The organism is Caulobacter sp. 05T431 (assembly GCF_056665975.1).
Genome location: NZ_JBFTKU010000012.1, coordinates 110,277 through 132,042, shown reverse-complemented (window position 1 = coordinate 132,042; position 21,766 = coordinate 110,277). Strand labels below are relative to the sequence as shown.

General features: G+C 69.8%; 22 protein-coding genes and 1 pseudogene. 13 read left to right on the top strand and 10 right to left on the bottom strand.

The window, feature by feature from the left end:
* Positions 1–2: 2 nt before the first annotated feature.
* Entirely contained in the window at positions 3–170 is a 168-nt protein-coding gene (gene ccmD, locus AC1U89_RS13055) for a heme exporter protein CcmD (RefSeq protein WP_479900159.1), read from the top strand.
* A complete protein-coding gene (locus AC1U89_RS13050; protein ID WP_479900123.1) occupies positions 170–682 on the top strand; it encodes a DsbE family thiol:disulfide interchange protein in 513 nt (170 codons plus the stop codon). The genes ccmD and AC1U89_RS13050 overlap by 1 nt, the downstream gene beginning before the upstream one ends.
* A gap of 66 nt (positions 683–748) precedes the next feature.
* Here the strand turns inward: AC1U89_RS13050 and AC1U89_RS13045 are convergent, their stop codons facing one another.
* A complete protein-coding gene (locus tag AC1U89_RS13045; RefSeq protein WP_479900122.1) occupies positions 749–1,084 on the bottom strand; it encodes a glycine zipper 2TM domain-containing protein in 336 nt (111 codons plus the stop codon).
* A gap of 237 nt (positions 1,085–1,321) precedes the next feature.
* Here AC1U89_RS13045 and AC1U89_RS13040 point away from each other — a divergent pair, with 237 nt between their 5' ends.
* Entirely contained in the window at positions 1,322–1,597 is a 276-nt protein-coding gene (locus tag AC1U89_RS13040) for a hypothetical protein (RefSeq protein ID WP_479900121.1), read from the top strand.
* A 7-nt stretch (positions 1,598–1,604) separates the two neighbouring features.
* Here AC1U89_RS13040 and AC1U89_RS13035 read toward each other — a convergent pair whose 3' ends face one another.
* From AC1U89_RS13035 to AC1U89_RS13010, 6 genes are all read right to left on the bottom strand, one after another.
* A complete protein-coding gene (locus AC1U89_RS13035; protein WP_479900120.1) occupies positions 1,605–2,918 on the bottom strand; it encodes a bifunctional folylpolyglutamate synthase/dihydrofolate synthase in 1,314 nt (437 codons plus the stop codon).
* 148 nt (positions 2,919–3,066) lie between these two features.
* Complete coding sequence (locus AC1U89_RS13030) at positions 3,067–3,996, bottom strand: acetyl-CoA carboxylase carboxyltransferase subunit beta (protein ID WP_479900119.1); 930 nt, start codon at positions 3,994–3,996, stop codon at positions 3,067–3,069.
* Positions 3,997–4,007: 11 nt separating this feature from the next.
* On the bottom strand, positions 4,008–4,847 hold the full coding sequence (trpA, locus tag AC1U89_RS13025; RefSeq protein ID WP_479900118.1) for a tryptophan synthase subunit alpha: 840 nt from the start codon (positions 4,845–4,847) through the stop codon (positions 4,008–4,010).
* A gap of 16 nt (positions 4,848–4,863) precedes the next feature.
* Positions 4,864–6,084: a tryptophan synthase subunit beta gene (gene trpB / locus AC1U89_RS13020; protein ID WP_479900117.1), complete on the bottom strand. Its 1,221-nt coding sequence runs from the start codon at positions 6,082–6,084 to the stop codon at positions 4,864–4,866.
* Between the two features lie 17 nt (positions 6,085–6,101).
* Positions 6,102–6,758, bottom strand: coding sequence for a phosphoribosylanthranilate isomerase (locus tag AC1U89_RS13015; protein ID WP_479900116.1), 657 nt, complete (start codon positions 6,756–6,758; stop codon positions 6,102–6,104).
* Positions 6,759–6,942: 184 nt separating this feature from the next.
* Positions 6,943–8,457, bottom strand: a complete 1,515-nt coding sequence (locus AC1U89_RS13010) for a sensor histidine kinase (protein WP_479900115.1) — start codon at positions 8,455–8,457, stop codon at positions 6,943–6,945.
* Positions 8,458–8,640: 183 nt separating this feature from the next.
* Between AC1U89_RS13010 and AC1U89_RS13005 the strand changes: the two genes are divergently transcribed.
* From AC1U89_RS13005 to AC1U89_RS12995, 3 genes and pseudogenes are all read left to right on the top strand, one after another.
* On the top strand, positions 8,641–10,119 hold the full coding sequence (locus AC1U89_RS13005; protein WP_479900114.1) for an FAD-dependent oxidoreductase: 1,479 nt from the start codon (positions 8,641–8,643) through the stop codon (positions 10,117–10,119).
* Between the two features lie 93 nt (positions 10,120–10,212).
* Positions 10,213–10,333 (top strand): annotated as a pseudogene (locus tag AC1U89_RS13000) (hypothetical protein); the annotation flags it as partial.
* Between the two features lie 689 nt (positions 10,334–11,022).
* A complete protein-coding gene (locus tag AC1U89_RS12995) occupies positions 11,023–11,301 on the top strand; it encodes a hypothetical protein (protein WP_479900113.1) in 279 nt (92 codons plus the stop codon).
* A 107-nt stretch (positions 11,302–11,408) separates the two neighbouring features.
* Here AC1U89_RS12995 and AC1U89_RS12990 read toward each other — a convergent pair whose 3' ends face one another.
* Positions 11,409–11,765: a hypothetical protein gene (locus AC1U89_RS12990; RefSeq protein WP_479900112.1), complete on the bottom strand. Its 357-nt coding sequence runs from the start codon at positions 11,763–11,765 to the stop codon at positions 11,409–11,411.
* Positions 11,766–11,788: 23 nt separating this feature from the next.
* Positions 11,789–14,077: an NADP-dependent malic enzyme gene (locus AC1U89_RS12985; protein ID WP_479900111.1), complete on the bottom strand. Its 2,289-nt coding sequence runs from the start codon at positions 14,075–14,077 to the stop codon at positions 11,789–11,791.
* A gap of 299 nt (positions 14,078–14,376) precedes the next feature.
* Between AC1U89_RS12985 and dapB the strand changes: the two genes are divergently transcribed.
* The 7 genes from dapB to AC1U89_RS12950 all read left to right on the top strand — a co-directional run bounded on the left by dapB (position 14,377) and on the right by AC1U89_RS12950 (position 20,954).
* The gene (gene dapB / locus AC1U89_RS12980) at positions 14,377–15,165 is read left to right on the top strand and encodes a 4-hydroxy-tetrahydrodipicolinate reductase (RefSeq protein WP_479900110.1); all 789 of its coding nucleotides are present in this window, start codon (positions 14,377–14,379) and stop codon (positions 15,163–15,165) included.
* Positions 15,166–15,288: 123 nt separating this feature from the next.
* The gene (locus AC1U89_RS12975) at positions 15,289–18,609 is read left to right on the top strand and encodes an intermembrane phospholipid transport protein YdbH family protein (RefSeq protein WP_479900109.1); all 3,321 of its coding nucleotides are present in this window, start codon (positions 15,289–15,291) and stop codon (positions 18,607–18,609) included.
* Positions 18,610–18,644: 35 nt separating this feature from the next.
* Complete coding sequence (locus tag AC1U89_RS12970) at positions 18,645–18,821, top strand: YnbE family lipoprotein (RefSeq protein WP_012288956.1); 177 nt, start codon at positions 18,645–18,647, stop codon at positions 18,819–18,821.
* A 13-nt stretch (positions 18,822–18,834) separates the two neighbouring features.
* Positions 18,835–19,194 carry a YdbL family probable chaperone protein gene (locus tag AC1U89_RS12965; protein ID WP_479900108.1) on the top strand — a complete coding sequence of 120 codons (360 nt, stop codon included), beginning with the start codon at positions 18,835–18,837 and terminating at the stop codon, positions 19,192–19,194.
* Between the two features lie 229 nt (positions 19,195–19,423).
* Complete coding sequence (locus AC1U89_RS12960; protein ID WP_479900107.1) at positions 19,424–19,849, top strand: Hsp20 family protein; 426 nt, start codon at positions 19,424–19,426, stop codon at positions 19,847–19,849.
* Positions 19,850–19,952: 103 nt separating this feature from the next.
* Positions 19,953–20,222 (top strand): DUF1150 family protein, encoded by a 270-nt coding sequence (locus tag AC1U89_RS12955; RefSeq protein WP_479900106.1) that lies wholly within the window; start codon positions 19,953–19,955, stop codon positions 20,220–20,222.
* A 123-nt stretch (positions 20,223–20,345) separates the two neighbouring features.
* Positions 20,346–20,954, top strand: coding sequence for a peptidylprolyl isomerase (locus AC1U89_RS12950; RefSeq protein ID WP_479900105.1), 609 nt, complete (start codon positions 20,346–20,348; stop codon positions 20,952–20,954).
* A gap of 253 nt (positions 20,955–21,207) precedes the next feature.
* On the opposite strand, the gene ptsN is transcribed toward AC1U89_RS12950, so the two are convergent.
* The gene (gene ptsN, locus AC1U89_RS12945; protein WP_479900104.1) at positions 21,208–21,678 is read right to left on the bottom strand and encodes a PTS IIA-like nitrogen regulatory protein PtsN; all 471 of its coding nucleotides are present in this window, start codon (positions 21,676–21,678) and stop codon (positions 21,208–21,210) included.
* Between the last annotated feature and the right edge of the window lie 88 nt (positions 21,679–21,766).

Below are 21,766 nucleotides of genomic sequence, written 5' to 3'. Positions count from 1 at the left end.
CCGTGCACTTCGATTTCGACGCCGGCAAGTACGCCGTCTATGTCTGGCCGGCCTTCGCCCTGACGGCGGCCGCCTTTATCTGGATGATCGCCGACAGCCTGGCCTCGGCCCGCCGCTGGCGGCGCGAGGCCGAGCGGCTGCAGGCCCAGAAGGAGGCCCGCAAGCCGTGATGCGCCGCTGGATCGGCTTCGCGCCGCTGATCGTCCTGGTCGGCCTGGGCGTGCTGTTCGCGGGCTATGCGCTGAAGCACGACCCGCACGTCCAGCCGCACGCCCTGGTCGGCAAGCCCGTTCCGGCCGTCAGCCTGCCCGACCTCGACAGCGGGACGATGGTCGCCGTGCGCGATGCGCCTTCGGGCCCCCGCCTGATCAACTTCTTCGCCTCGTGGTGCGCGCCCTGCCGGGTCGAGGCCCCGCAGCTGATGGCCCTGAAGGCCAAGGGCGTCACCCTGGTCGGCGTCGCCTACAAGGACGATCCGGTCCGCACCCAGGCCTTCCTGGCCGAGCTGGGCGACCCGTTCGCCGTCAAGCTGATGGACCGCAGCGGCCGGGCCGGAATCGAGTTCGGCGTCACCGGGGTGCCCGAGACCTTCCTGGTCGGGGCCGACGGCGTGATCCTGGCCAAGCACAGCGGCCCGCTGACCGACGCCGACGTCGAGGACCTGCTCAAGAAGCTGAAATGACGCGAAAAAAGGCCCGGATCGCTTCCGACGATCCGGGCCTTCGTTCAGGTCTAAAGGCTCAGGCCGTTAGCAGCGGTGGCCCTTGCCGATCTGGCTGCCGGCATAGGCGCCGACGCCCGCGCCCAGCAGGGTGCCGGGGGTGCGGTTGCCGTTCGAGACCGAGTTGCCCAGCAGGCCGCCGGCCACGGCGCCGATGATCGCGCCGGTCGCCTTACCGCGCTTGCGGTCGTGGCGGCAGGCGTCATAGCGGTTGTAGCGGCTGTCGTAGCGCGACTCGTAGCGGTGGTGGTCGCGGTAGTAGCGGCTGTCGTGGGCCGAGGCGAAGCTCGGGGCCGAAGCCAGGCTGATCGCGGCGGTCGCGGCGGCCAGCAGCGAAAAGGTGGTCTTGGTGGCGGTACGCATCGGGTGTCCCTTTCAATCTGTTCCGACCGATCGCCCGGCCCCGATCCGGTCGATCTTGAGGACACCCTAACCCCCGCTCCCTGAACGGCGTCGACAACCCGACTTTCATCTGCCGTTCATTTTTCTCCGGGTTTTCCCTGAGTTTTCCGCCCCGATTTCTGGGCGCCGAACCGCGACCATTAACCGCGCGTTGACCATGCTCGCCGACCTTGCGTTAACCATGATAGAGTCGCGTCCATGAGCACGATCCGCCCCACCGGCCTGCCCGCCGTCCCGCAACGACCCGCTTCGACGCAGGGTTCGGCGGGCGCCGGCGGCTCGCGCGCGGCGGCGTTCTTCCAGGCGGCCGTTAGCGACGCCGCCGCGACCCGGCCCACCGCTCCGCCGATCGCCGTCCAGCTGCAGACCCAGGCCCAGCCRCAGCGCCAGCCGCCGGCCCGCCCCTTCGTCCAGCCGACCGAACAGCCGCAGAAGATCCTGCGCCCGGGCTCGCTGCTGAACATCCTGGTCTAGACCAGCCCTAGGCGGGCCACGTCTCCGGACTCATCGCCAGCACCTCGCCGGCCAGGTAGAGCGAGCCGCAGATCAGCACGTGCGGCGTCGGTTCGATCGCCAGCGCCAGCGCCAGGGCCGCCCCGACGCTGTCGCAGGCATGGGCCCGCAGGCCCGCCAGTTCGGCGGCCGCCGCCGTCTGGGCGGCGCTGGCGGCGGCGTGGCCCTCGAACGTCACCGTGAAGACCTTGGCCCCCAACGGCGCGAACGGCGCGAAGAAGCCCGTGGCGTCCTTGTTGGCCAGCAGGCCCGAGATCAGGGCCACCGGCCGCCCGTCGCGGGCCGCCAGCTCGCCCAGGGCCCGGGCCACGGCCGCCCCGGCATGGGGATTGTGGCCGCCGTCCAGCCACAGGTCGGCGCCCGCCGCCTTGGCGGTGTCGGCCAGGGGGCCGGCGGTCAGGCGCTGGAACCGGGCGGGCCAGGCGGCCGACGCGATCCCCCGGGGCATGGCCGCCTCGTCGATGCGCGGATCGCCCAGGGCCAGCAGGGCCGCCACGGCCAGGCCGGCGTTGGCGAACTGGTGCTCGCCAGGCAGGGAGGGCGCGGGCAGGTCCAGCAGGCGGTCCTGCATCTGCACCAGCAGCCGGCCGCGCTCGTTCCAGGCGTCGAAGTCGCGGCCCATCAGGGTCAGGGGCGCCTCGAACAGGTCGGCCTCGCGCTCAACGACGCGTTCGGCCTCCTCCTGCTGGCGGGCGCTGACCACCGGGACGTTCGGCTTGATGATCCCGGCCTTCTCCTGGGCGATCTTGCCCAGGGTGTCGCCCAGGAACTCGCGGTGGTCGATGTCGATCGGGGCGATGACGCTGACGGCCGGCATGACCACGTTGGTGGCGTCCAGCAGCCCGCCCAGCCCCACCTCGACCAGGCACAGGTCGGCCTGGACCTCGGAAAAGGCCTGGAACGCCGCGGCGGTGGTGATTTCGAAGAAGGTGATCGGCTGGCCGGCGTTGGCGGCCTCGACCCGTTCCAGGACTTCGCCCAGGTGCTCGTCGGTGATCAGGGTCCCGGCCAGGCGGATGCGCTCGGCGAACCGCACCAGATGCGGCGAGGTGAAGACGTGGACGCGCAGGCCCGCCGCTTCGGCCATGGCCCGCAGATAGGCCACGGTCGAGCCCTTGCCGTTGGTGCCGGCCACATGGATCACCGGCGGCAGCTTGCCTTGCGGATCGTCCAGGGCCGCGCACAGCCGCAGCATCCGGTCCAGCGACAGGTCGATCAGCTTGGGATGTAGGGCCTGCAGCCGCGCCAGGGCGGCGTCATGGGCGCGGAGGTGGTCGGTCATCTGATGAACCTTCCCTCCCCCTTGTGGGGAGGGTGGCCCCGGAGGGGTCGGGTGGGGGTTCGGTGCAGAGAGGTCCGTGCGGCGGCGGGCCCCACCCACCAGCTTCGCTGGTCCACCCTCCCCGCAAGGGGGAGGGAAAAGCGTAGTGTTACGCGGCTTTGAGCGAGCGCCCCATCATCAGCGTGCCCAGGATCGAGCCCAGCACGGCCGGCAGCTCCTTGCGCGGCGTGACGCGGTCGACCATGCCCTTCTCGACCAGGTATTCCGAGCGCTGGAAGCCCGGCGGCAGGGTCTCGCGGATGGTCTGCTCGATGACGCGCGGACCGGCGAAGCCGATCAGGGCGCCCGGCTCGGCCAGGTGGACGTCGCCCAGCATGGCGTAGGAGGCGGTGACGCCGCCGGTGGTCGGGTCGGTCAGGACCACGACATAGGGCAGGCCGGCGTCCTTCATCTCGTTGATGGCCAGGGTCGYGCGGGCCATCTGCATCAGGGACAGGGCCCCTTCCTGCATCCGCGCGCCGCCGGCGGCGGTGAACACCACCAGCGGGACCTGGCGCTTGATCGCGGCCTCGGCGGCGGCGATGAAGCCTTCACCCGCCGCCATGCCCAGCGAACCGCCCATGAAGGCGAAGTCCTGKACCAGAACCACGGTCTCGACGCCGCCGACCTTGCCGAAGGCGATGGCCATGGCGTCCTGCTCGCCGGTGCTCTTGCGGGCGGCGGCCAGGCGGTCCTTGTAGGACTTGCCGTCCGAGAACTTCAGCGGGTCTTCGAACACCGCCGGGGTCGGCAGGACCTCGTGCTCGCCGTCGTCGAAGGTGAACTTGAAGCGCGCCTCGGGACCGATGCGCATGTGGCGCCCGGCCGGGGTGACCCACAGGGCCGCCTCCAGGTMGGAGCGGTAGATCATCTCGCCCGTGTCGGGGCATTTGACCCAGAGGTTCTCGGGCGTCTCGCGCTTGGCGAACGCGCCGCGCACGCCGGGCGCGATCCGCGACAGCCAGCCGCCGCGACGGCCTTCCGCCGGCGCCTTCGTCTTGTCGCCCTTCTTGGGCCCCTGGGGTTCAGCCATCGCCATAGCCTTCAGCCTCACGCCAATTCGAGTCGCGCCGATCGCACAGCCTTAGCCAGCTCCGACGCCTTGAGAAGAACCTTCTCGGTCACGTTTTCGTTCACCTTGGCCGCGGCGGCGATTTCGTCCACCAGGGCCGAACCCACCACCACGCCGTCCGCGACGCGGGCCACCTGGGCGGCGCGTTCGGGCGTCTTGATGCCGAAGCCGACGGCCACCGGCAGGCCCGAGGCGGCCCGCAGGCGCTCCACCGGACGGCGCACGGCCTCGGCGTCGGCCTCCAGCACGCCGGTCACACCGGCCACCGAGACGTAATAGATGAAGCCCGAGGTGCGGGCGACCACGGCCGGCAGGCGCGCGTCGTCGGTCGTCGGCGTGGCCAGGCGGATCAGGTTCATCTGGGCCGCCTCAAGCGCGTCGGTCAGCGGACCGGCTTCCTCGGGCGGGCAGTCGACGATGATCACCCCGTCGGCCCCGGCGTTCGAAGCGTCGTTGGCGAAGGCCTCGTAGCCGTGGAACAGCACCGGGTTCAGATAGCCCATCAGCACGATCGGCGTGACGGTGTTGATCTCGCGGAACCGGCGCACCAGGCCCAGCACGTCGCGCATCTTGGTGCCGGCCGCCAGCGAGCGCTGCGAGGCCAGCTGGATGGTCGGGCCCTCGGCCATCGGGTCCGAGAAGGGCATGCCCAGCTCGATGACGTCGGCGTGGTCGGCCAGGCCCTTGAGGATCTCGAACGAGGTCTCCAGGTCCGGATCGCCGGCCATCACATAGGCGATGAACAGGGCCCGGTGGTCGTTTTCCCGCTGGAAGGCGCGCTCCAGGCGGCCCGCGTCGCGATAGCTCGTCACGCTCATCAGATGGTTCGTCCCATTAAATCGTACGACCCAGGGCGTCGGCCACGGTGAAGATGTCCTTGTCGCCCCGTCCCGACAGGCACAGCACGATCACGCCGCCCTCGCCGATCTCCTTGGCCAGCTGAGGCAGCTTGGCGATGGCGTGGGCGCTTTCCAGGGCCGGGATGATGCCCTCGAGCTCGGCGCACAGCTGGAAGGCCTTCAGGGCCTCGTCGTCGGTGCAGGTCAGGTACTGGGCCCGGCCCACGTCGTGCAGGAAGCTGTGCTCGGGACCGATGCCCGGATAGTCCAGGCCCGCCGAGATCGAGTGGGCGTCCAGGATCTGGCCGTCGTCGTCCTGCAGCAGGTAGGTCTTGTTGCCGTGCAGGACGCCGGGGCGGCCGCCGGTCAGCGAGGCGGCGTGCTTGTCGGTCTCCAGCCCGTGGCCCGAGGCCTCGACGCCGTAGATCTTGACGCTCTCGTCGGCCAGGAACGGGTGGAACATGCCGATGGCGTTCGACCCGCCGCCCACGCAGGCGACGATGGCGTCAGGCAAACGCCCTTCCAGTTCCTGGATCTGCTCGCGGGTCTCGTTGCCGATGACGGCCTGGAAATCGCGGACCATGGCCGGATAGGGGTGCGGACCGGCGGCGGTGCCGATCATGTAATAGGTGTCGGCCACGTTGGTGACCCAGTCGCGCATGGCCTCGTTCATGGCGTCCTTCAGGGTCGCGGCCCCGGAGGTCACCGGGCGCACTTCCGCGCCCAGCAGGTTCATGCGGAAGACGTTGGGCTTCTGACGGGCCACGTCGACGGCACCCATATAGACGACGCAGGGCAGGCCGAAGCGGGCGGTCACCGTCGCCGAAGCCACGCCGTGCTGGCCCGCGCCGGTCTCGGCGATGATCCGGGTCTTGCCCATGCGCTGGGCCAGCAGGATCTGGCCCATGCAGTTGTTGATCTTGTGCGCGCCGGTGTGGTTCAGCTCCTCGCGCTTGAAATAGATCTTCGCGCCACCGAGGTGCTTGGACAGGCGCTCGGCGAAATAGAGCGGCGAGGGCCGGCCCACATAGTGCGTCAGGTAGCCCTTCAGCTCGGCCTGGAACTTCGGATCGTTCTTGGCTTCCGTGTAGGCGCGGTCCAGCTCCAGCACGAGCGGCATCAGGGTCTCGGCCACGTAGAGGCCGCCGTAGTCGCCGAAGCGGCCCTTGGCGTCGGGGTAGGCGGACCAGTCGTTAGGCTTAGTCGGAACGTTCACGAGCACTTCCAAAACAGTCAGGCGCGTTTGACGGCGTCCAGGAACGCCGTGATCAGAGCCGGGTCCTTTAGGCCTGGACCCCGCTCAAGGCCAGAGGAAACGTCCACCAGGGGCGCGCCGGAGGCCTTGATCGCCTCGGCCACGTTCCACGGGTCCAGCCCTCCGGCCAGGAAATGCGGGCGAGAAAATCGCCGGCCTTCCAGCAGGCTCCAGTCGAACCTTGCGCCGGTTCCGCCCGGGAGGGCAGAGCCTTCCACGGGGCGGGCGTCGAACATCAGGTGCTCGACCGCGCCGTCGAAGGCCTGGGCCTGGTCGACGTCGGCGGGCGAGGAGACCGAGAAGGCCTTGACGATCCCGGCGCCGCTGCGCTGGGCGATCTCTCGGACCCGGTTGGGGGTCTCCTTGCCGTGCACCTGGATCAGGTCGGGCTTCAGCGTGGCCATCAGCCGGTCGACCAGGGCGTCGTCGGGATCGACGGTGACGGCCACGGTCTTGACCGGTCCCTGCCGCAGCGGCGCGGCCAGGCGGGCGGCGGCCTCGGGCTCGAGGTTGCGGGGGCTCTTGGCGAAGAACACGAAGCCGACGAAGGCCGCGCCGCCGGTCACGGCGGCGGCGACGGTCTCGGGCGTGGAGAGCCCGCAGATCTTGGCCCCAATGCGTGGCGAGGTGGTCATGAGGGGGGAGTTACGTGCGGGGAAGGGCCAGCGCAAGGGGTCAGCGGCTCACCCTCTTGCCCCCACCTGGCGGCTTCGCCGCCTGTCCGCCCCCATAGGGGGCGGAGGCCGCCGCGCTGAAGCCTCTTCCCCCTGTGGGGGAAGATGACCGCAAAGCGGTCCGTAGGGGGCAAGTGTTCGCCGACTAGCCGCCCAACGGCGAAACCCCCTCCACCGCCTCCGACAGCGTCGCCCGCATCGAACAGACCAGGCCCTCGGGGCGGTAGTCCATGGTCGCCGCGCCCTTCAGCTCGCCGCGCAGGCTGCGTTCGATCAGGCGCGAGCCGAAGCCGCGGCGCGTGGGCGGCGTCACCGGCGGGCCGCCGGTCTCGGTCCAGGTCAGGGCCAGGTCGCGGGTGTCGGCGTCGTAGGTCCAGCTGAGCACCACCTTGCCGTCGTTGTTGGACCCCTCTCCATTCGAAAGGGCGCCGTACTTCAGGGCGTTGGTGGCCAGTTCGTGGAAGATCAGCGCCATGGTCAGGGCCCCGCCCGGCGCCAGCCAGACGGGCGGACCGTCGATGGCCAGGCGCTTGCACCCCGGCCTGCCGTCGGGGGACGGCGGGGTGAACGGGGCCAGGGCCCGCTCGGCCACGTCGCTCAAGGCCGCCCCGTGCCAGCTCTCGCGGGTCAGCACGTCGTGCACCTGGGACAGGCCCATCAGCCGGGACTCGAACTTCTCGAAGGCGACCAGCGGGTGGGGCTCGTTCTTCAGGGTCTGGCTGGCCATCGACTGCACGGTGGCCAGGGTGTTCTTCACCCGGTGGTTCAGCTCGTTGATCAGCAGCCGCAGCTGGCCCTGGTAGTGCTGCTGCTCGGCCTCGACCTGCTTGCGGGCGGTGATGTCGGAGATGATCACCACCAGATAGGGCCGCGCGTCGCCGCCGGGATCCACCCGCGAGGCGGTGACCTGCACCCAGACCACGCCGTCGTCACGGTCTCCGGCCACCCGGCGTTCGACGGTGTAGGTGTCGATCTCGCCGGCGAACAGGGCCTGGCCCTGGGTGACCACGGCGGTGACGGTGTCCTCGCCGCGCACGATGTCCATGAAGGTCGAGGCCAGCAGGGTCTCGCGGTCGTGGCGGGTGATGGCGCAGAACTGGTCGTTGACCTCCAGGAACCGGCCCGAGCCCGAGACCCGGGCCACGCCCATGGCCGCCTGGTCGAACACCGCGCGGTAGCGGGCCTCGGCGGCCTGCAGTCGGTGGCGGGCCTCGACCGCCGCCGTGACCATCTCGGTATAGAGCACCAGCCCGCCGATCCGACCGTCGTCGGTCCGCCAGGGGGCCATCGACCAGCGCACCCAGTGGACGTCGCCGTTGCGGTCGACATAGCGCTCGCCGTCGTCGTCGCGCAGCTCGACCCCCTCGGCCAGCACCTGGGCGTGCTTGTCGCGCCAGAACTGCGGGATCTCGGGGAAGACGTCGTAGTGGCGCCGGCCCAGCAGCGGGGTGTCGGGCGACATGTTCTGGTCGGTCAGATACTGGCGCGAGGCGGCCAGGTAGCGCATCTGGTCGTCGAAGATGGCGATGCCCATCGGCGCGTGCTTGAGCGCGGTGGTCACGCTGGGCGACGCGGCCAAGGTCGCCCCGTGGGGCGCCATCCCAACCCCCGCCGGGCCTTCGGGGGACTCCTGGGTCTCGGTCGGGGATCGCGCGGTCATCGCGCTCCTTTTACTCGGACTCGTTCGCGTTGCGCCCATCATGCCCAGGCGCGACCCGCTGTCGATGGGGCAATGCCGCGCAGCGTCGGATCGAAGCCTTGGCGGACTTCCCTCATCGGTTGCATCACTGCTTGACGCACCTGTAAATAGCAAACATGCTCCACTCAACTCAAGGGTGGAACCATGATCCGCAACGGCAAGGACATCGCCAACGGCCAGACGGTCAGCACGCAGGTCTGCATCATCGGCTCGGGCCCGGCCGGCATCACCGCCGCCTGGTTCCTGCAGAAGGCGGGGCTGAAGGTCACGCTGATCGAGGGCTCGCGCGTCTATCCCAGCTATTACGCCAGCCAGGCCGACAAGGCCCTGCTCTATGACGGCCTGGCCGACGGGCTGTTCGCCACCAACGAGCGGGAGTTCCTGATCCTGCGCTATCCGGGCGTGCGGGGCGGGCCGTCGGAGCGCGAGCGGTTCTTCGGCGGCACCTCCACCCACTGGGGCGGCCAGTCGCGGCCGCTGGACGCGGTCAGCTTCGAGAAGCGCCCCGGCTTCCCCGGCTGGCCGATCACCCGCGCCGACCTCGACCCCTTCTACAGCAAGGCCGCGGCCCTCTGCGGCCTGCACGATGACTTCACGGCCGAGTACTGGGCCAAGCTGCTGAACGCCGACGTGCCCAAGCTGCCGGGCTTCGAGGTGGCGATGTACCAGTTCATGCCCGGCACCAACTTCGCCACCCGCTCGTTCCAGGGGCAGGGCACGATCGGCGACAGCGCCTGCGACGTGATCCTCAACGCCAGCCTGCTGGAGATCGACCACGCCGGCGGCCAGGTGAACGGCCTGCGCGTAGCCAGCATGGACGACAGCAACCCGGTCCCCAAGGCGGCCACCGAGTTCACGGTCAAGGCCGACGTCTACGTCCTGGCCTGCGGGGCGGTGGAGAACGCCCGCCTGCTGCTGCTGTCGGACGCGGGCAACGAGTCCGGCCAGGTGGGCAAGACCTTCATGTGCCACCCGCTGACGGGGCCGGTCATCGGGGTCCAGGGCAGCTACCTGACCTACGCCCAGCAGCGGCTGATGGACGGCGTCGGCATGGCCGGCATACGGCCGCTCGACGTCACCACCGTCGACGGCGTGGGGGTCACCGGCCGCTTCCAGCCCGACGCCGACCAGCAGCGCAAGCTGGGGATCGGCAGCTGCTGGTTCTGGTGGAACGGCGGCAATTACTATTACGAGGCCGCGCCCACCGCGGAGAGCCGGATCGCCCTGGCCACCGACCCCAAGTATCGCGACAAGGTCTTCGGCCAGCCCCAGACCCACATCACCTGGACGCTCGACCCCCGCGACCAGGTCACCTACGAGCAGACCACGGCCCTGTTCCAGACCTCGGTCGCCGGCCTGGGCGCCCGGGTCACCTTCCCCGACTGGGCCACGATCCAGTCGCAGGTGGTGGTCAACGGCCATCACATCGGCACCGCCCGCATGTCGGCCGACCCGGCCGACGGCGTGGTCGACGCCGACCTGAAGGTCCACACCCTCGACAACCTGTACGTCGCTGGCGCCTCGGCCTTCCCCTCGGCGGGGATCTCGAACCCGACCTTCACGATCATCACCCTGTCGATCCGGCTGGCGGAGCATCTGATCGCGAAGCTGAAACCGCATTGAGCGACGGCGCGACGTCCTCCGCCCCCTGCGGGGGCGGACAGGCGGCGAAGCCGCCAGGTGGGGGCAAGTGCTCACCGGCACGATCTCTCGCTCTCACGCGATCTCTCGCTGAGGGTATGGAAAGGGCTGCGGAGCGCCGGACATCGTCCGGAATATTTGAGTTGTAACCGTTTCGACGAAGCCCGTTCGCTCCGCGCGACCATTATCCGCAAGCCCTCGGCGCTAGGCCCTGTTAGGACCGCGCCTCGTCGCCCGCGACGGGCAGGTCAGGCCAACGCGCCTGATCCCGGACCGCGAGCGTCGTCCGCTCGCCTGCTGCTTCATCGACCTTCAGTCACGTCGTATCTGTGGACCACGCCCGACCGGCACCAGAGACTGAAGTTTGGGTCCCGCCTCTACTCAAGCAGAAGGGCCCGCCGATGGAGCTTCCCGCTCGATCGCCCCCCGCCGCCGCATCGGTCGCTGGCCATGCGCCCTTTCCCGCGTCGAGGTGGGATGATTATGCGGGCGGCTGGAAGGGTGAGGATAAGTTCGGTCGAAAAAGTTCAGGGCGTTGAAAACGCTGAGGTTCGTTCGCTATCCGCCGAGCATAAGTCGCCCGGGGACGCGCACTCACGACGAAGCTTTTCCGAACAAGCCCCTGAGCTAGGGTGAGCGCGTGTCCCCTCCTCCGCCCCCCTACCCGCCGGACCGCCCACGGCGGCCAGGCCGCGCCCTGAAATCCATGGTGGCGAGCCTGCTCTGGGGTCTGACCGTGTCAAGGACGGCGCGCCGCGCCGCCGCGACGCGGTCGCCGAAGGCGATCCTTGACACGGTCAGACCCCAGAGCTCCAATTCCACCAAGGGTTTCAGGACGTGGCGTCATCCGCTGAGGGGCGGATGGCCAGAGCTGAGGGGGAAAGTATGCGAGAAACTGCCTATGCCAACGAACTGAAGACGGCGGCGGACATCCACGGGCAGCGTATCGAACGACTATACGTCAAGGAAAAGAAACGAGACGAAATCCGCTTTTCCTGGTGGCCGGAAGGGCGAATGGCCAATCGCCCGCTCGATATTCCCGAAGATGAGCTTCTTGCGCTTATGGCTGATGCCCTTGCGGAGGGCGTCTTCAGCGAGAAGTTCACGACGGAGCTGCTCGTCGTGATCGCCCAACACCTCGATCGACAACAGGCTACGCGGTAGACGAATCTTCGTCCGCTCCTTCGCCACCATCATCGTTGGCTGACCAACTTAGTGGCACGATCCGCATCGGGCCTGCTCACGCCAACGGATCGCCAAAGCGAGCCCGGTTATTTGTCCAGATCGAATTTCCCATCGTCCGAGCGCACGTCCCTGCCCGCCAGAAAGGCCTMGGCGGCGACTTCCTCAGGGGGCTTAGCGCGAAGGGGCTGGATTGGTCCGTAGCGGACGAACGCCGCCACCAAGCCCGAACCAATGGCTTCAAAAGCCGCGAGGGTCGCGCGCGGGCTGGGGCCGTGGCGGAAGGTCAAGGTCCAGGTGACGAACGCCGCGAGGCTGACGATGAGCCAGACCAACAGGACGCCGCCGGCCATTAGAATGTAGCGGATGCGCCTCAAGCCGTACCGGCGCCGCACGTCAGCTCGCCAATCGATGTTGGCCGCGGTGTGGCCTATGGGTTTCTGCATGAGGCGGTCAGGGCCTAGCCCCCCTACTCCCCCGCCTCGAAATCCCCCGCCGGCTCATACGCCGCCATCATCGCCATATTTAGGATCTTCGACACCGACGCGCTCAACGGCGCGATCTGCACCTGATGTGACAAGCCCAGCAGCACCGGCCCGATCACCGTCGCCCCGCCCAGGCTCTGCACCAGCTTGGTCGCGATCGAGGCCGAGTGGATGGCCGGCATGATCAGGATGTTGGCGCTGTCGGTCAGGCGCATGAACGGGTAGTTGGCGCGCTTTTCCGGGTCGAGCGCCAGTTCGGGCGGCATCTCGCCCTCGTATTCGAAGTCGACGCCCATCTCGTCGAGCATGGCCACGGCCTCGCGCACCTTGTCGGAGCGCTCGCCCATCGGGTTGCCGAAGGTGGAGTAGCTCATGAAGGCCACGCGCGGCTTGAAGCCCAGGCGCTTGACGGCGCGGGCGGCTTCCAGGGCGATCTCGACCAGCTCGTCGCTGTCGGGCAGCTCGGTGACGTTGGTGTCGGCCACGAACACGGTGCGGCCCTTCGCGAGGACGACCGACATGCCCATGATCCGGCCGTTGGGGGCCGGGTCGATGACGCGCAGCACCTCCTCCAGCGCCTGGTCGAAGCTGCGGGTGACGCCGGTGACCATGCCGTCGGCCTCGCCGTGGGTGACCATCGAGGCGGCGAAGCTGTTGCGGTCCTGGTTGATCAGGCGCTGGACGTCGCGGCGCAGATAGCCCTGGCGCTGCAGGCGCGTGTAGAGGGCGTCCACATAGTCGGGATTGCGGTCGCTGAGGCGGGCGTTGACGATCTCGAGCCCGGCGGTCTCCGGGTCGAGGCCGACCACCTTCATGTTCTCGTGCACCAGATTCTCGCGGCCGCACAGGATGGCCTTGCCGAAGCCGCCGGTCTGGAAGGCGTAGGCGGCGCGGATCACCGAAGGATCCTCGCCCTCGGCGAAGACGATGCGCTTGGGATTGGCCTGCACGGCGCCGCTGATCTTCTGCAGGAAGCCGGCGGTGGGGTCCAGGCGCTGGGCCAGGCTGGCGCGATAGGCGTCCATGTCGGCGATGGGCTTGCGGGCGACGCCCGTGTCCATGGCCGCCTGGGCCACGAACGGCGGCACGTACCAGATCAGGCGCGGGTCGAAGGCCGAGGGGATGATGTAGTTGGGGCCGAACTTCAGCTGGCGGCCGTGATAGGCGGCGGCCACCTCGTCGGGCACGTCCTCGCGGGCCAGCATGGCCAGGGCGTTGGCGCAGGCGATCTTCATCTCGTGATTGACGCGCCGGGCCCGCACGTCCAAGGCGCCGCGGAAGATGTAGGGGAAGCCCAGGACGTTGTTGACCTGGTTGGGATAGTCGCTGCGGCCGGTGCCCATGATCGCGTCGGGGCGGATCCGGTGGACCTCCTCGGGGGTGATCTCGGGGTCCGGGTTGGCCATGGCGAAGATGACCGGGTTGGGCGCCATGCTGGCGATCATCTCGGGCGTGAAGGCGCCCTTGGCGGACAGGCCCAGCAGGACGTCGGCGCCCTTGACCGCCTCGGCCAGGGTGCGCAGCGGGGTGTCGACCGCGTGGGCGCTCTTCCACTGGTTCATGCCCTCGGTGCGGCCGCGATAGAGCACGCCCTTGCTGTCGGCGGCGATCACGTTCTCGGGCTTGACGCCCATGGCCTTGATCAGCTCCAGCGAGGCGATGCCGGCCGCGCCGGGGCCGTTCAGGACCACCTTCACGTCCTCGATCCGCTTGCCGGTGATGTGGCAGGCGTTGATCAGGCCGGCGGCGCAGATGATCGCCGTGCCGTGCTGGTCGTCGTGGAACACCGGGATGTCGAGCAGCTCCTGCAGCTCGGTCTCGATGCGGAAGCACTCGGGGCTCTTGATGTCCTCCAGATTGATGCCGCCGAAGGTGACGCCGATGTTCTTGACCACCGTGATGATCTCGTCGGCGTCCTTGGTGGTCACCTCGATGTCGATGGAGTCGACGTCGCCGAAGCGCTTGAAGAGGACCGACTTGCCCTCCATCACAGGCTTGGAGGCCAGGGCCCCCAGGTCGCCCAGGCCCAGGATCGCGGTGCCGTTGCTGATCACCGCCACCAGGTTGCCCTTGGAGGTGTAGTCGTAGGCGGCGTCGGGGTCCTTGGCGATGGCGTGGACCGGCACGGCGACGCCGGGGGAGTAGGCCAGGCTGAGGTCGCGCTGGGTGGCCATCGGCTTGGTGGCGACGACGCCGATCTTCCCGGGGGTCGGATAGCGGTGGAAGTTCAGCGCTTCCTCGTCGGTGAAGGTCTTCTTTTCCGCGTCGCTCATGCGGCGTCCCCCTGTCCTACTGTCCTGCTAGTCACACGGTGTGGACGGGTCGAACGATGCGACGCGTCCTTATGATGGGCGCACCGTAGCGACCGGGCGGGGGCGTCACAACCTTACTCGGCGTAAGTTTTCGGCCGCAAACGCTTGTTCTGCTTGGATTTACGCCTGTCCAACGTTGTCATTCTCACCCCGCCCGCCCGCCGTTTGGCTTGACCTGAGGGGGCGTGTCGGGAGACTACCGCCCGCGTCGACCCCGGGAGATCGCCTTGAGCCAGAATGACTTAGCCGCGCCGCAAAGCGTGTCGAAAGGTACCGTTACCATTGCGCTCGCGGGCGCCCGTGGACGGATGGGTCAGGCCCTGGCCAAGACCCTGGCCGGACGCGCCGACGCGACGATTTTTTCGCGCTTCGACCGTCCCGGCGCGTCGAAGGAGCCGGGCGGTGAGGGCCTGCTGGAGCGTGACGAGGCCCTGAAGGGCGCCGACGTCGCCGTCGACTTCACCATCCCGGAGGCCTCGGTCGCCCTGGCCGAGTACGCGGCGGCGAACGGCGGGCCGGCCCTGGTGATTGGCTCGACCGGCTTCACCGACGAGCAGAACGCCCGCATCGCGGCGGCGGCGACCAAGGTCGCCATCGTCAAGTCGGGCAACTATTCGCTGGGCGTGAACATGCTGATGGGCCTGGTGCGCCAGACCGCCGCCGCCCTGCCCGCTTCCGACTGGGACGTCGAGGTCTACGAGGCCCACCACAAGCGCAAGGTCGACGCGCCTTCCGGTACGGCGTTGATGCTGGGCCAGGCGGCGGCCGACGGGCGCGGCGTGGGCCTGGGCCAGGTGGCCGACCGGGGCCGCGACGGCATGACCGGCCCGCGCAAGGAAGGGGCCATCGGCTTCTCCGTGGTGCGCGGCGGCGGGATCATCGGCGAGCACAGCGTGATCTTCGCCGGCGAGGAGGAGGTGCTGACCCTGTCGCACTCGGCCACCGACCGGGGCCTGTTCGCGCGGGGCGCCGTGGCGGCCGCCGTCTGGGTCAAGGGCAAGCCGCCGGGCCTCTACGACATGCAGGATGTGCTGGGCTTTCAAAACTAGAGCGCAAATGCGCTCTAGATCTCTTTGTTTTTTCGCGCCTTCTTCCAGCGGGGCGGCCTTTGCAGCGCTTGAAGGCGCTAAGGGGCCTAACAATCGCCGCAGCTTGCGGCATTGTGCGCCCTGATGGCCGAACCCCCTACGCCAGAGACGAAACCCGACGCCGAGGCGTCCTCCCCCGCCGAGATCGTGGAGGTCGCGGGCGCGACCCTGGTCGACATCGTGCTGGAAACGATGTCGCTGGCCGCCCTCGCCTTCATCGCGCTGGGCTTCGCCACCTATGCCGGCCGCCGCGAGATCAGCCGCGAGCTGGCCCTGGCCTGGCTGAACGACAAGGGCATCGAGGCCACGCTCGACCTGGACGACCTGGACGCCACGGGCTTCGCCGGCGCCATCCGCCTGGGCCCCAAGAACGCGCCGGTGTTCTCGGCCGAGCGGATCGAGGTGGCCTATGATTTCGCTTCGCCCTGGACCGGCGGCAAGTTCGCCCTGAACACCCGCGCCGTGCGGCTGGTGCGGCCGCGGGTCAACGCCCAGCTCGACGCCAACGGCCTCAATTTCGGCACCCTGCAGCCGCTGATCGACGAGGCGCTGAAGTCGCCGGCCCAGCCGCGGACGCCCGGTCCGGCGATCCTGATCGAGGACGCCCGGGTGCTGCTGCGCACCCCCGGCGGCCCGGCCCGCCTGAGCGGCGACGCCAGCCTGGACGACGGCCAGCTGCTGCGGTTCGACGGCCGGCTGGGCCCGATGCACTACGCGACGCCGGCCCTGTCGTTCGACACCGACGGCGCCGTGCTCCGGGCCCGCAAGCGCGGCGACCGGCTGAACCTCGACGTCCAGCTGGGCCTCAAGACCCTCAGCGCCGGCCAGCTGGACCTGACCGAGGCGCAAGGGTCCCTGCAGGCCGACCTGACCTATCCGGACCTCAAGACGCTCTCGATGGTCGGTCCGGCCGAGGCGCGCCTGGCCCTGACGGCCCGGGGCGCCGAGGTCGAGGCCGCCAGCCTGGGCGGGCTGGAAGCCAATCTGAACGTCGCGGGCCTGCTGAGCGGCGACTTCAAGCGCGGCGGTCTGACCGGCAAGACCACCCTGCACGCGCGCGGCGAGCGCCTGACGGCCGGAACGGGGCTGGACAGCCGCGACGTCGGCATGGACCTGGACCTGTCCAACCTGGCCCTGACCTATGACGCGTCCGGCCTGCGCGGCTCGGCCCGCACGCGCCTGGCCGCCAACGCCGACCGGGCGGTGGCCGGGCCCGCGGCCCTGTCGCGCACGGCGCTGGAGGTCCAGTCGTCCAGCCTGACCCTGGTCTCGGACAAGACCCGCACCTCGATCGGCGGTCCGCTGACCGTGGCCCTGGGCGGCGGGCGCGTGGCGGCGGGCGGCGTGGTGCTGTCCAGCCTGGCGGCCGACGGCAAGGGCCGGTTCTCGGCGGGCACCGACGGGATCGCCCTGGCCCTGGACGGCCGGGCCGACGCCGACGGGGCGATGAGCGGTCCCGACGCCCAGCGCATCGCCGCCGCCCTGCCGAACCCGGCCTATGGCCAGGCCGCGTCCCGGGCCCTGTCGCGCTTCGAACTCTCCGCTCCGGCCCTGAAGCTGGGGATCACCGGCGGCCGGACGATCCTGTCCCTGCCCCGCCCCGTGGCCCTGACCGCGCCGGGCGGCGCCAAGGCCGTGCTCAGCGCGCCCGGCGGTCCGCTGGTCGCGGCGCGGGACGGGACGGCCGAAGGTCGTGCGACCCTGGCCCTGGGCGGCGGCGGCTTGCCCGAGCTCACCGTGACGGCGGCCCGCTGGCGTTCGGACGCCTCGGGCCTGACCAGCGACGTCACGGCGGCCGGCAGCCTGGACGTCCCGCCCTTCATGGGCGTGGCCGGGACCCTGTCGGGACGGGCCCAGCTGGGCGGCGGCGGGCTGATCCTCCGGCTGAACGCCTGCACCCCGATGACCGCCCGGGCGATCGCCATGGGCGAGCCGCCGATCAGCGACGTGACGTTCAAGCTCTGCCCCGCCGCCCAGCCGCTGGTGGTCGCCGCCGGCGGGGTCTGGCGGGCCTCGGCCCTGATCAGGGACGGCGCGGCGATGGTCAATGTGGCCCAGGCGCGGCTGGAGGGCGTCGACGCCAGCTTCGTCGGCAGCGGCCGCGGCTTCGACACCGCCCAGGTCAAGGTCACCGGCGGCCGGGTGGTGGAGGCCTCGACCGAGGGCAAGCGCTTCGAGACCATCGCCGCGACGGGCGAGGTCGACCTGGCGCGCGGCCAGTGGACCGGCGGGCTGGACGGCAAGACCCTGGACGGCCGTCCTTTGGGTCGGGTCACCATCCGCCACGACGTGGCCAGCGGCCGGGGCCAGGCCGACATCGACGCCACGAAGCTGGTCTTCGCCAAGGGCGGGCTGCAGCCCCTGGGCCTGACGCCCCTGGCCGCGATCGCCCGCGACGCCGAGGGCCCCGTCGCCTTCACCGGCCGGTTCAACTGGGCGGACGAGGTCCTGACCAGCCAGGGCAAGGTCTCGACCCCGGGCCTGGATTTCCGCAGCCCGCTGGGCCAGGTCCACAGGCTGAAGGGCGAGATCGTCTTCGACAGCCTGGCCCCGCTGACCACCCCGCCCGGCCAGGTGCTGACCGTCGACAGCGTCGACGCCATCGTGCCGATCCAGGCGGTGCGGGCCAGCCTGGCCCTGGGGGCCGAGGCCCTGCACCTGGAGGGCGCGACCTTCGAGGCGTCCAAGGGCAAGATCACCCTGGAGCCGCTGGACCTGGCGCTGGACGGCAAGGGCGCGACCAAGGGCGTGGTCGACATCGCGGGCCTGGATCTGGGCCAGCTGGTCGCCGGCTCGTCCCTGGCCGACAAGGTCCATATGGAGGCGATCATCGACGGCCGTCTGCCGTTCGAGATGGACGCGGCCGGCTTCCGCTTCATCGACGGCAAGATCTATGCGACCGGTCCCGGCCGCTTGTCGATCGCCCGTACGGCCCTGACCGGCGTGCAGGCGGGTCAAGGCGGCGTCGATCCCAACGATCCCTTGACCGTCAAGAAGGACGCCCCGGTCAACGCCATCCAGGACTTCGCCTACCAGGCCATGGAGAACCTGCGCTTCGACACCCTGGAGGCCGGTGTCAGCAGCACCGACAAAGGGCGCCTGGGCGTGCTGTTCCACGTCAAGGGCGAGCACGATCCGAAGGTTCCTGAAAAGGCCAAGGTCGGGTTGATCGAGTTCCTGACCGGCAAGGCGTTCCAGCGCCGCATCCCCCTGCCCGCCAAGACGCCGGTCGACCTGACCCTGGACACCTCGCTGAACTTCGACGAGCTTCTGGCGGCCTGGAAGCGCGGCTGGCAGGAAAGCGCGCCCGAGGCCCCCGCCCCCGTTCCGGCGCCCGTTCCGGAGCCGGAGACGACGACCCCCGCCCCGGAGCCCGCGCCACGTTCAGCAACGGTTCAGCGTTGAATCGTCAGATTTCCCCCGAACTGGAGACACCCGCCATGAAGCGCGCCCTGATCCTTCCCCTCCTCGCGGTGGGCGCCCTCGCGGCGTGCACCCCGACGGTGCGGGTCAAGGTCGACCCGATCAACATCTACGCCAAGCTGGACGCCGACGTGCGCGTGCGACTGGACAAGGAAGTCCAGACGCTGATCCAGCAGAACCCCAACCTGTTCTAAGAGAGGAACCGACATGATCCGCAAGACCATGACGATCCTGGCCGTCGCCGCCTCGATGGGCGCCGTGGCCCTGGCCGTTCCCGCCTTCGCCCAGTCCGCCGCCGCCAAGGCCGCCGTCGACGCCGGCAAGGGCGCCGGCACGGTGGGCGAGCAGGCCGACGGCTTCCTGGGCATCGTCTCGGGCGGCGACGCCGCCACCCGCGCCGCCGTGGCCGAGATCAACGCCGGCCGCGCTGCTGTCTACAAGGACACCGCCGCCAAGACCGGCGTCACCGCCGAAGCCGCCGGCCAGGCCACCGCCAAGCAGCTCTACGCCCGCCTGGCCCCCGGCCAGTACTGGAAGCCGCTGGATGGCGGCTGGACGAAGAAGTAGGGGACGCGCCCGGGATAAAGGAGGGACACACACTCACGCGAAGGCTTCGGCCGATCCCGCACGGCGGCGCCGTGAGTGTGTGTCCCCATCTCCGCCCGCGGGAGGACCTAACGGTCGCACGGTCTTGAACCCGCCCCCGTGCATCGCCACGTAACTGTCACGTCGTTGGACGCGACGCCGCTGTTGGGTCGTGTCCGGCGAACGAAGTCGCTTGAGCGAGGACTTCGCGATGACCCGGACGATCCTGTTCGACAGCCCCTTCCTGCTGGGCTTCGAGCACACCAGAGACCTGATCGAGCGCGCGGCCAAGGCCGCCGCCGAAAGCTATCCGCCCTACAATGTCGAGCAATCGGACGACGGCGGGGTGCGTATCACCCTGGCGGTGGCCGGCTTCTCGCCCGACCAGCTGCAGGTGACCGTCGAAGGCGGCCAGCTGGTGGTGGCCGGACGGCGCGACAGCGAGGGCAAGCCCGAGGCCGACAAGGCCTATCTGCACCGCGGCATCGCCGCCCGCGGCTTCCTGCGCACCTTCGTGCTGGCCGACGGCATGGAGGTCACGGCCGCCACGCTCGAGCACGGCCTTCTGCACGTGGACCTGGCCCGTCCGGAGCCTGAACGGCTGGTCCGCCGCATCCCGATCCGCTCGGTCGGCTGAGGTCCCGAGCCGCTCAAGCCAAGCTTTCCCCCGATGTTCCCCACGGTCGCGGTCTGAACCGAGACGCGACACGGGGCGTTCCCTTTCCGAAGGAGGTGGTCTTATGACACCTAACCCCGCTACCCCGTTCTTCTCCGCCGAAGCCTTCGCGGCCCTGGGCGCGCCAGACCTGGTCTATGTCCGGCCGATCAAGGCGGCCGAGATCCTGGCCGACGTCCCCGTCGGCGTGACCGACGAGGTCGACCTGTCGCCCGACCAGACCCTGTACGCGGTGTTCCGCGCCGACGGCGCGCGCCTGGCCGTGCTGACCGACAAGGACGCGGCCGTCGCCGCCGCCCTCGCCCACGAACTGKCGCCGGTCTCGGTGCACTAGACCGCTGTCGCCGTCGGCCCTTCCGGGCCGGCGGCGAACGGCTTTCGTCCTCCGCCATCGCCATGCTGTCGACGCGCCGCCCCTTGGCGCGCTAAGGAGTCGCGACCGTCACGGGAGGACCGCATGAGCCCTTGGATCGCACGCCGCACCCTGCTGGGGGCCATCGGCCTCGTGGCGGCCAGCCCCCTGCCCGTCTTCGCGGCGCCGTCCAAGCCGCGCGTGGCGATCCAGACCGACCACGGGACGATCGTCGTCGAGCTGGAGGACCGGAAGGCCCCGATCACCTCGGCCAACTTCCTGCGCTATGTGGACGCCCACAAGTATGACGGCGGGACCTTCTACCGCGCCTCCAAGACCAAGGGCGTCAAGGGCGCCGGCTCGATCCAGGGCGGGCCGCCCGACCGGGTGCGCCGCTTCGCCCCCATCGCCCACGAAAGCACCCGCCAGACCGGGATCAAGCATCTGGCCGGGACCATCTCGATGGCCCGCAACGCGCCCGGCACGGCCACCTGCGACTTCTTCATCTGCGCCACGCCGCAGCCCTATCTGGACGCTCATCCGGGCGGAAAAGGCGACAACGAGGGCTTCGCGGCCTTCGGCGGCGTGGTCCAGGGGCTGGACATCGTGAAGAAGATCCTGGCGCTGAAAGCCGACGGCCCGGCGCTCTATCCGGCCATGAAGGGCCAGATGCTGAACCCGCCGGTGAAGATCCTGAGCATGAAGCGGGTCTAGGGCGAAAATCCCTCTCTCTTAGAGAGAGGGAGGGGCCCGCCGCCGTCAGGCGGTGGGAGGGTGAGTGGTTTCACCGCTGGCCGGCATGCCCAGAACCATGAAGCCCTCGAATTGACTCAGACCGCCACCGTCGGTGCGGCCGCTACCCCATGCTGTCTCGTTGGAGCTTTATCCTGAGAGATTATAACCGCTCACCCTCCCACCGCTTCGCGGCGGGCCCCTCCCTCTCTCTATGAGAGAGGGTCTCACTCCCTCAAGCCGCCGTGGACTTGCTCTCGTGGGCTTGGGTCAGCATCACRTGGACGGCGTCGGCCGAGCGGGCCTTGCGGAGCTGTTCGCGCAGGTCGGGCTGGCGCATCAGGCGCGAGACGCGAGCCAGGGCGCGCAGGTGGCTGGAATCGGCTTCCTTGGGCGCGAACAGCGCCACCAGCAGGTCGACGGGCTTGTCGTCCACCGCGCCGAACGCCACCGGGGTCTCCAGGCGCACGAACACCGCGCGGACGCGGTCGATGTCGGACAGCCGGGCGTGCGGCAGCGCAACGCCCTGCCCCACGCCGGTCGAACCGGCGGCCTCGCGCTCGATCAGGCCTTCCAGGGCCTCGTGGGCGTTGACGCCGAACGCGCGGGCGGCGACGTCGGCGATCACGCCGAGGACCTGACGCTTGTTGGCGGCGCTGACCCGAAGAGTGACCGCGCCGGGCTCCAGTAGATCGCCGATGGTCATGGTGTGGAACTCGCTCGCAGTCGGTCGTCGCGCATGTCGCCGCCTCAAGCTCTTGAGACGGGGGCCTACCAGAACGCGCCGACCGACC

What these genes read in the sequence shown, in the direction of transcription:
- AC1U89_RS12960 (WP_479900107.1), top strand. Translation starts at nt 19,424, where the DNA reads ATGACCCGGACGATCCTGTTCGACAGCCCCTTCCTGCTGGGCTTCGAG.
- trpA (WP_479900118.1), bottom strand. Translation starts at nt 4,847, where the DNA reads ATGAGCGTGACGAGCTATCGCGACGCGGGCCGCCTGGAGCGCGCCTTC.
- AC1U89_RS12985 (WP_479900111.1), bottom strand. Translation starts at nt 14,077, where the DNA reads ATGAGCGACGCGGAAAAGAAGACCTTCACCGACGAGGAAGCGCTGAAC.
- AC1U89_RS12965 (WP_479900108.1), top strand. Translation starts at nt 18,835, where the DNA reads ATGATCCGCAAGACCATGACGATCCTGGCCGTCGCCGCCTCGATGGGC.
- AC1U89_RS13045 (WP_479900122.1), bottom strand. Translation starts at nt 1,084, where the DNA reads ATGCGTACCGCCACCAAGACCACCTTTTCGCTGCTGGCCGCCGCGACC.
- AC1U89_RS13035 (WP_479900120.1), bottom strand. Translation starts at nt 2,918, where the DNA reads ATGACCGACCACCTCCGCGCCCATGACGCCGCCCTGGCGCGGCTGCAG.
- AC1U89_RS13010 (WP_479900115.1), bottom strand. Translation starts at nt 8,457, where the DNA reads ATGACCGCGCGATCCCCGACCGAGACCCAGGAGTCCCCCGAAGGCCCG.
- AC1U89_RS13015 (WP_479900116.1), bottom strand. Translation starts at nt 6,758, where the DNA reads ATGACCACCTCGCCACGCATTGGGGCCAAGATCTGCGGGCTCTCCACG.
- AC1U89_RS12950 (WP_479900105.1), top strand. Translation starts at nt 20,346, where the DNA reads ATGAGCCCTTGGATCGCACGCCGCACCCTGCTGGGGGCCATCGGCCTC.
- AC1U89_RS13005 (WP_479900114.1), top strand. Translation starts at nt 8,641, where the DNA reads ATGATCCGCAACGGCAAGGACATCGCCAACGGCCAGACGGTCAGCACG.
- AC1U89_RS12975 (WP_479900109.1), top strand. Translation starts at nt 15,289, where the DNA reads ATGGCCGAACCCCCTACGCCAGAGACGAAACCCGACGCCGAGGCGTCC.
- AC1U89_RS12970 (WP_012288956.1), top strand. Translation starts at nt 18,645, where the DNA reads ATGAAGCGCGCCCTGATCCTTCCCCTCCTCGCGGTGGGCGCCCTCGCG.
- AC1U89_RS12995 (WP_479900113.1), top strand. Translation starts at nt 11,023, where the DNA reads ATGCGAGAAACTGCCTATGCCAACGAACTGAAGACGGCGGCGGACATC.
- AC1U89_RS13050 (WP_479900123.1), top strand. Translation starts at nt 170, where the DNA reads ATGCGCCGCTGGATCGGCTTCGCGCCGCTGATCGTCCTGGTCGGCCTG.